Annotated in this window: 8 protein-coding genes; 5 read left to right on the top strand and 3 right to left on the bottom strand. The window is 61.7% G+C overall.

All coding sequences use genetic code 11. The features are described 5' to 3' along the window. On the bottom strand, positions 1-1949 hold a 1949-nt coding region (traA, locus tag A1351_RS14330), incomplete at its 3' end, for a Ti-type conjugative transfer relaxase TraA (protein WP_064033317.1). Positions 1950-2121: 172 nt separating this feature from the next. Between traA and A1351_RS24005 the strand changes: the two genes are divergently transcribed. Both A1351_RS24005 and A1351_RS14320 read left to right on the top strand, forming a co-directional pair. After that, positions 2122-2448 carry a conjugal transfer protein TraD gene (locus tag A1351_RS24005; protein WP_198162420.1) on the top strand — a complete coding sequence of 109 codons (327 nt, stop codon included), beginning with the start codon at positions 2122-2124 and terminating at the stop codon, positions 2446-2448. A 1-nt stretch (position 2449) separates the two neighbouring features. Beyond that, the gene (locus tag A1351_RS14320; RefSeq protein WP_024880393.1) at positions 2450-2695 is read left to right on the top strand and encodes a conjugal transfer protein TraD; all 246 of its coding nucleotides are present in this window, start codon (positions 2450-2452) and stop codon (positions 2693-2695) included. On the opposite strand, the gene A1351_RS14315 is transcribed toward A1351_RS14320, so the two are convergent. Both A1351_RS14315 and A1351_RS14310 read right to left on the bottom strand, forming a co-directional pair. Beyond that, complete coding sequence (locus A1351_RS14315) at positions 2692-3552, bottom strand: nucleotidyl transferase AbiEii/AbiGii toxin family protein (RefSeq protein ID WP_064033315.1); 861 nt, start codon at positions 3550-3552, stop codon at positions 2692-2694. The genes A1351_RS14320 and A1351_RS14315 overlap by 4 nt on opposite strands. Beyond that, entirely contained in the window at positions 3549-4376 is an 828-nt protein-coding gene (locus A1351_RS14310; protein WP_064033314.1) for a type IV toxin-antitoxin system AbiEi family antitoxin, read from the bottom strand. The genes A1351_RS14315 and A1351_RS14310 overlap by 4 nt, the downstream gene beginning before the upstream one ends. 213 nt (positions 4377-4589) lie before the next feature. On the opposite strand from A1351_RS14310, the gene A1351_RS14305 reads away from it, so the two are divergent. From A1351_RS14305 to A1351_RS14295, 3 genes are read left to right on the top strand one after another with little or no spacing between them, the layout of a single operon-like run. Beyond that, positions 4590-4808, top strand: coding sequence for a helix-turn-helix domain-containing protein (locus A1351_RS14305; RefSeq protein WP_064033313.1), 219 nt, complete (start codon positions 4590-4592; stop codon positions 4806-4808). Then, on the top strand, positions 4805-7594 hold the full coding sequence (locus A1351_RS14300) for a DNA methyltransferase (protein ID WP_064033312.1): 2790 nt from the start codon (positions 4805-4807) through the stop codon (positions 7592-7594). Before A1351_RS14305 ends, A1351_RS14300 begins: the two co-directional genes overlap by 4 nt. Then, the gene (locus tag A1351_RS14295; RefSeq protein ID WP_064033311.1) at positions 7591-8451 is read left to right on the top strand and encodes a hypothetical protein; all 861 of its coding nucleotides are present in this window, start codon (positions 7591-7593) and stop codon (positions 8449-8451) included. Before A1351_RS14300 ends, A1351_RS14295 begins: the two co-directional genes overlap by 4 nt. Position 8452 lies beyond the last annotated feature (1 nt).

Below are 8452 nucleotides of genomic sequence, written 5' to 3'. Positions count from 1 at the left end.
ATCTCCAGGGGCACGATCGAACGGCCATCATCGATGCGCACGCTCATGCTCTGCGTGCTGACCTCTTCGATGGCGCCGAGCGTGCCGTTCTTGACGCCGAGGCCGCGCTCGTTCTGAAGGAACATGACGCGATCTCCGCTCGCGAAGCTGCGCTCACCGCGTTCGACCACCAGGCGCACTTCGTCGCCGAGATTTCCGGCGTCGCGCATCCTGGCGCGCGCGGCCTCGTTCAAGGCGCGCACCTCGTCATTGGTGTGGGTGAGGATGATGCGGCTGCGGCCCGGCGACGCCTGCCGGTCGCGATCCCAGCGGTCGATCAGATCGTCGCGCGCCTGTTCCCGTGTCGCAGCGGCATGGACCATGGCATGTTTGTCATAGGCATGGAGCGCATCGGCGGTTCGGCCGGTCGCCAAATCGCGCGTTGCGTCGCGCTGCCAGTCCTCCCGCTGGCGGCGCACCTCGCTGATCTCCGCCCCACCGTGACGTTGGTGGATAGACCGGAACGCCGCGCCAGCTTCGATGGATTGCAATTGGTGCGGATCGCCGACCAGCACCACCTTGGCGCCGGCCTCGGCGGCATGGGACAGCACGCGCTCCAACTGGCGCGTGCCGACCATGCCCGCCTCGTCGATCACCAGAACATCATGCGCGGTGAGCACGTCGCGGCCCTGTTTCCAACCGTGTTCCAGGCTGGCGATGGTGCGCGACGAGATGCCCGATCCGCTTTCGAGATTCTCGGCGGCGATGCCGGACAGCGCCACGCCACGAACCTCGTAGCCCGCCGCTTCCCAAGCTTCGCGCGCCACACCCAGCATCGCGCTCTTCCCCGTTCCGGCATAACCAACGACGACGCCAAGATCGCGCCCGTCCGTGACATGCGCCAGCGCGTCGGCCTGCTCTCCCGAAAGGACGAGACCGCGTGCTTCCGCGCGCGCCAGCGCCGCTTCACGGTCCCTGTCACCGACCTCGTGGCGCTCCTTCGCAGCCATGAGGTCGGCAGCGCCGTGCAGGCGTTGCTCGGTCTCGATCATCTGGCGTGTGGTGAAGCGATCCTCGCCTCGTCCATCTTTGCCCAATTGGACGACATCGGGCGCCTCCTGTATCGCGCCCATCACCGCATTGAACTGGTCGCTCCCGTCGCTGTGCCGGTGGGCGAACATCGCCATGTCGCGCCGTGAGAAGGTCGATTGCTGATGCGTGATGGCGTCGAGCGCCAGGGCGGGATCGGCGATGATGCGCTCGCCGTTGCCACGCGCGATCTCGCGATGCATTTCCACGCGGTCGGAAGCCTCGATACCGGCGCCTTCGATGCGATGCGCGGGCGCGCCGATCTGGCTTTGCGGCTCCAGCACGATGCCCTGCGCTTCCAGGCTGCGATGGTCGATGCGGGCGTCAACGTCGAGTTCGGCCAGACGCTCGTTGGCAAGCTCTGCCCAACGCTCTCGCCAGCGTTCGAGCAACTCGGTGCGATTCCATTCCCGCACCTTCGGACCGAAGCCTTTCTCGTCGACCGAGCGCATGGTCAGCATGACATGCGCGTGAGGCTTCGGCATTCCGTCCTCGGCCATATCCCAATGCACATTGAGGTCGGCGATCATGCCCCGGTCTACGAATTCGGACCGCACGAAGTCGCGGGCGAGTTCGATGCCCTGGCGCTCCGTCATCTCGCGAGGAAGGGCGAATTCGACTTCGCGGGCGAGTTGCGCATCCTTCCTGACCTCGAGCGCCTCGACATCGTTCCAAAGTCGTTCGCGGTCCTTCCACGCCTCCGGCGCATTCTCCGGGAGCATCACCTCGGAATGGACGACGCCGCGCTTGGCCGAGAAATCATGACTGCGCCCGAGCCTGTCGTCGCGCAGCCGCGTGGCCGAGCGGTAGGCGGCGGACGCCACCGCGCTGGAGCCGCATTTGCGGCCGATGACCTTGACGTGAAGATGATAGATCGCCATCGCGATCCGAACATCATCACAGCGAAGCGCACGTCGGAACGACGTATAAGCGCGCCCTCCCTCGAAAAATTCTCGGGAGGGACCACGCCGTCCCCAACTGTCCCGGCAACCTTACATCATTTCGGTAGCCGCTCGGCTATCATCGTTGCATCGACAGCATGTGGAGGACATGATGCGCAAGCCACGGGACTTCGACGCGGAATTGAAGTCGCTCGAACACAAGGCGCGAGACCTCAGAAACCGCAAGGTGCAACAGCTTGGCGAGCTGGTCATTTCGACCGGAGCCGACGCACTCAGCGCCCACGAATTGGCGGGCGCTCTGATCGTGCTGACGGAAACCAAGGATGCCGGAAAGAGGGAGGCATGGGCGAAACGTGGGGCCGCGTACTTTCATGGCCGGTCGCGACGAACTGCATCGACGCCTGGCCGCGACAGTGGCGGCGCTTCGGCGCAACAGAGTGGCGCGCAACAGTCATCAGGCGGCGCAGGCGCGGCATGACATGCGCGCCTGGCAGGTCGAGCGCCGCAAGCGCACACGACATCTGATCGAACTCGGCGGCCTCGTCGTCAAAGCCGGAATCGTGGACCTGACCGGCGATGACCGCGCCATCATCTACGGCGCGCTGCTCTGGATGGCCGACAAGCTCCGAAGCGACGAGCGCGAGAAGGCGTTGGCGCTCTGGACTGTGAAAGGGAAAGAGGCGTTCGAGGACGGCCGAAGTGTTGGCATCGACACACATGCCTAGACTCCGAACCGTTCCCGCATTTCCCCGGCCTTCGCCCATTCGTCGCCGGGTATCCGGTCGATCAGTTCCTTCATCACTCGGACAAAGGTGGCCTTGAGCGCTTCGTCGGTCAGGGCCTTGGCGCGTTCCGTCGAAAGCAGCGGGCGCATGTCGGTGAAGAAGGTCGGATTGGCGAGTTTCTGGAACATGCGCTGTTGCGCCTCGGCCCTCGAAATCGCAATCTCCGCCTTTTCGAGGTAAAGGCGGAAACATTCGACGATCCGGGCGGTGTCTAGCCCCTCGAACACGGTGAGCGCGTGATCGAGGTCGAACAGATCGCGGCCCTTGTTGCGCTGAAGCAAGGCCCGCAGTTTGGTCGCCAGCATTTCCTCCCGCGAGAAGGTCGGGATCGCCGCCTCACTGGTGAACCACGGGTTTTCGACGCCGAACGGAATCTCGATGGGCGGATCGTAGGCTTCCCGCTCGCGCGTGTTGATTTCAACCTTTAGGTTGATACGAACGTCGGCGGGCTCGCCTTCTGCATCGACGCGGAAGCGAAGCTTCGGCGCGACGGGGCTCGGATCGGACTTTGCCTTGCCAAGCCATGGTTCCAGCACAGCGCGAACACCATCGAGGACCGGCCCAATCGGTCCGGCGCTCGTCCGCACGAGGTCGATATCCTCCGAGTAGCGCAGCGGTACGGGGAAATGCAGCTTGTTGAGCGCCGTGCCGCCACGGAAGCGCAGTTCGCCGCGCAGGAACGGATCGGAGAAGATGGCGACAAGCGCGCGGCTGATGATGAGGTCTTGCTCGACCTGCCGCTGGCCAGCCCACGGTGCGACGCGGCTCCAGGCGATGATGTAGTCCTGCGGGATCATTCGTCGATCTCCGGCGGTCGGCGAACGATCACGCGCCAGCGTTCATCGCGTTCGGATGGCGGCGGCGACAAATCGGGATCGCCCACCTGTTTGGGATCGAGTTCGACCCACGGCAGCGGCCCGCGCGCCGACAATGCCGCGAACATCGTCTCCGCGATCTGCGGATACCCCAGCCGTCCGAGCAGATGCCCAAGGCGCTGCACGATTGCTTTCTCGAAAGCGCCCGACAAGGAGGCGAGCTTTTTGGGTTGCAGCCGTTCGGCAAGCTCGGAAAGCACCGTCGCGATGTTGTCCAGGCCCGCGCCGGATTGCGGGTAGCGCGTCAGATCGAGCGCCGTGAGTTCCGGCGAGGACAGCTTCATATAGCCCGATTGCGTCTTGCGATCCTCGATCCCCGCCGCCACCGCCGCCATGTCCTTGCGGTAGGAAAAGACGATCCGCGTCCGTCCGGCCTCAATGTCGGGCAGGAGTTTGTCCGTGACGACCTGAAACTCCATGACGGCCTGATGGGAAGCGCCGTGGGCCGCCGCCGCGGCCAGTAGCCCCACATAATAGGGTCGCTTTTCGTGGTGCATCAGGGCGTCGATGTAACATTCAGGCGGCGGCGCTCCCGTCGTGGCGTGCTGTGGCGGCACGACCACGTAGAAGCCGCGCCGAGGCCGGATGAGCTGGCCGCGCCGCTGCAATCGCTCGGCGGCGTCGAGGAATGCGCCCCGGCTGACGCCGATCTCCTTCTGCGCCTCATCCGCAGAAAAGACCCCCCGGCCCCTGGCGAGCAGGCCGGAGGCGTAGGAGGATAAGGCCGATCGTTCGACTCGGATCATATCTTACTATCCGCTCTTAGCGCGGAATTTTCAATATGATACTATCATCGGATCATTCTTAAAAATCCGCTTTCAGGGCGGATTTTCCAATATGATGCTACGGCGGCTTCGGCTCCTGCCGTAATTTGCCGCGAGGACCGTCGACCACCACTATCTTCTCGAATTTTCTCTGATCCTCTGTATGCTTCACGGAGCGCGACTCACGGCGGGCGCATGGCCGACGAAATACTGACGATCCGGGAGGTGGCCGAGCTTCTCAAGCTCAATGAGAAGACCGCCTACAAGCTCGCCCTCGCGGGCGAGATTCCCGGCTTCAAGGTCGGCGGGTCGTGGCGCTTCGAGCGGCAGGCGATCGCAAGCTGGATCAAGCGCAAGGTCGAGGAGCAACAGATAAGGACGACCGGCATGAAGGCCGGTGCAGGGGATTTATGAACGCCGTCGAGATCGAGGAAGCCATATCGGCGCTTGCCGAGCTGCCGTTCGACGGCGGCGAGTTCCCGTTCGCCTTCCTGCAAGCCTTCGGGAACAAGGACACCACGATCAAGCGGCTGCGCGCCGGATCGACCAACGCATCCGACCTGCCCGGCGGCGTTCTCCAACGGAACAACATCCATATCGCCGTCGCCGCGCCCGGCTCGGTGACGCAGACGCTTGCCGCGCTGCGAGCCAGCCCCGCCACGGCGAAGACCAAGGTGAGGTTCATCCTCGCCACCGATGGCGACGGCTTCGAGGCCGAGGAGTTGGAGTCCGGCGAGACGGTCGCCTGCGCCTATGCCGACTTCCCCAACCATTTCGGCTTCTTCCTGCCGCTGGCCGGGATCACGACGGTCAAGCAAATCCGCGAAAGCTCGTTCGACATCCGGGCGACCGGGCGCCTGAACCGGCTGTATGTGGAGCTGTTGAAGGACAACCCCGACTGGGGCGCGGCCGACCGCCGCCCCGACATGAATCATTTCATGGCCCGGCTGATCTTCTGCTTCTTCGCCGAGGATACCGACATCTTCCACCGCAGCTATCCCTTCACCGGCACGGTCGAGAAGATGAGCGACCGCGATTCGTCCAACACCCATGAGGTGATCGGCGAGCTGTTCCGCGCCATGAACACGCCGATCGCCGAGCGCGAGGCGGCCGGCATCGCCCGCTGGGCCAATCCCTTCCCTTATGTGAACGGCGGGCTGTTTTCGGGCAGCCTTGCCGTGCCGCGTTTCAGCAAGATCGCGCGCTCCTACCTACTCCATATCGGGAGCCTCGACTGGACGAAGATCAACCCGGACATTTTCGGGTCGATGATTCAGGCCGTCGCTGACGATGATGAGCGCGGCGCGCTGGGGATGCACTACACTAGCGTTCCCAACATCCTGAAAGTGCTGAACCCGCTGTTTCTGGACGACCTGCGGGCGCGGCTTGAGGAGGCGGGCGACAATAGCCGAATGCTGTTGAACCTGCGGCGACGCATGGGGCGGATCAGGTTGTTCGATCCCGCCTGCGGCAGCGGCAATTTCCTTGTCATTGCCTACAAGGAAATGCGGGCTATCGAGGCCGAGATCAACAGGCGGCGCGGCGAAGCCGACCGCGCATCCGAGATTCCGCTGACCAACTTTCGCGGCATCGAGTTGCGCGACTTCCCGGCTGAGGTTGCCCGCCTCGCCCTTATCATTGCCGAGTTCCAGTGCGACGTGCTGTATCGCGGGCAGAAGCTGGCGCTGGCCGAGTTCCTGCCGCTCGACGCGCAGAACTGGATCACCTGCGGCAATGCCCTGCGGCTCGATTGGTTGAGCGTATGCCCGCCGACCGGGACCGGCGTGAAGCACCATGCCGACGACCTGTTTCATACGCCGCTGAATCAGGCGCAGATCGACTTCGAGAATGAGGCCGGGGAGACCTACATCTGTGGTAATCCACCTTATCTTGGTAACACTTGGCAGACCGTTGAACAGAAAGCCGAAATACGCGCCATCGTTGGCGCGCGCAGTAGTTCGACGGGATTTCTCGATTACGTTTGCGGATGGGTAATTAAGGCAACGGACTATGTAACTGCGGCAGGGGGACGAGCCGCGTTCGTCTGCACTAATTCGATATGCCAAGGCCAGTCGGTTCCGATCCTTTGGCCTATCATCTACGGCGCAGGTTGCGACATTCTCTTCGCATTTACATCTTTTCGTTGGGCGAACCTTGCCAGCCATAATGCGGGCGTGACGGTTGCAATTCTTGGCCTGTCGGCCGAAACAAGCTCGTCACGACAACTTTACGAACATCAGGAAAACGGTGCAGTTGTCATCCGTGAGGGCGCCTCTATCACTCCGTATCTGACCATCGGCCCACGGATTATCGTGGAGAAGCAAGGTCAACCCAGCCCTGGCCTTGCAGTAATGGAGTTCGGCAATAAGCCCAGCGACGGCGGCCATTTGCTTCTAAGTCGCAGCGAACTAGAAGCACTGGCATTGTCGGCCGATCAGTGCGAGCGTTTGACACGGCGAATAGTAGGGTCCGAGGAATTTATAAATGGAACGGCCAGATTTTGCCTTTGGATCGAAGATCAGAATCTAAGTGATGCAACAAAAATTCCAGCGGTAAACCAACGAATCGAAGCAGTTCGAGCGCTCAGACTCGCAAGTCCGGATAAGGGTGCAAGAACCATTTTGGCAAAGCGTCCGCATCAATTGAAGCTCATGCGAATAGGGCAGCAATCTACGCTTGTGGTTCCTATTCACTCGTCGGAACGAAGGCCATATCTGCCGGTCGGTCTCGTAGGTAGTGACACGACGCCGACGAACGCCGCTTATGGCCTATACGACGCTCCCCTCTGGAACCTCGCGCTGATTGCCTCGCGCTTACATCTTGTTTGGATTGCCACCGTATGTGGCAAGCTGGAAACCCGATACCGCTATTCCAACACGCTCGGCTGGAACACCTTCCCCCTACCTGTTACCGGTCTTACCGAGAAGAATAAGGCGGACCTGACCCGCTGCGCCGAGGACATTCTGTTGGCGCGCGAGGCGCATTTCCCGGCGACCATTGCAGACCTTTACGATCCCGATCATATGCCCGCCGACTTGCGCGAGGCGCATGAGCGCAACGACGAGGTATTGGAGCGCATCTATGTCGGCCGCCGCTTTCGCAATGACACGGAGCGGCTGGAGAAGCTGTTTGAACTCTACACGAAGATGACCGCCTCACCTAGCGCAACGGCAAAAAAGAAGAGAGCCGGGGCGGCATGAGCGAGTTCAATCGCATGACTATCGTTGCCGCTGCCGAGGTAGCTGCCGACTTCAATTCGCACAGCGATATGGAAGTCTTGGAGGTTCAATGGGGCATTGATGGGCGATGCAGTGCATCCAGCAAGTCTGCGCGCGTTGCGAGCTGGGCGAAGCTCGCCTGCGACGAAGAACTTACCGTGATGACCGAAAATGGCCGAGTCTCGCTTGAACGGGCGCTGGTCGAGACCGCAATTACCGCTCCCGAGGCGCGCCGAGATTCAGTGTCGTGGAACAGGCTGGTTGCGGGCCTTCGGTTCGATGGCTTCGAGGTTGTGGAAACGGAGATCAGCGTTACCTCTAGGTTTTCTTGGGATGGCGAAGCGACCAAAAAAATCCTGACGCTTGTGCGGATGCTGCCGGAAGACATTCCCGGATTGGATTTCCGGGAAGCTGAGAGCGAAGTTGTTACCCTTCTGGATCGCAGCGGATTCACCGTCGCCAGGGGGCATCTGAAACAAGCGGTGTCGGCATTTCAGAGGGGCGAATGGTCTTCGGCCAATGGTGAGCTTCGCAATTTCTATGAGAGCTACCTGAACGAAATTGCCGTCGCTCTTGGTTATGTCGGCGGCGATGACAGCAAGGCAAAGCGCGATTTCCTTGGCGCTAGCGTCCAGCCGCCGTTCTTGCTCGCAGACTACAATGAGTGGAATGCAAACAATCAGAAACCCCAATACATTCAGGGGCTGATGAGCCGGATGCACCCGCATGGTGGGCATCCGGGTCTATCCGAGGAAGAAGATGCGACCTTCCGGCTTCAGATAACGCTGATAACCGCCCGCCTTTTCCTTCGCCGATTTTGTCAACGAAAGGCGGCTTAAT

The organism is Methylosinus sp. R-45379 (assembly GCF_001644125.1).
GTDB lineage: Bacteria > Pseudomonadota > Alphaproteobacteria > Rhizobiales > Beijerinckiaceae > Methylosinus.
The sequence above is the reverse complement of the archived record's forward strand: the minus strand, read 5'-3'. Positions and strand labels throughout refer to the sequence as shown.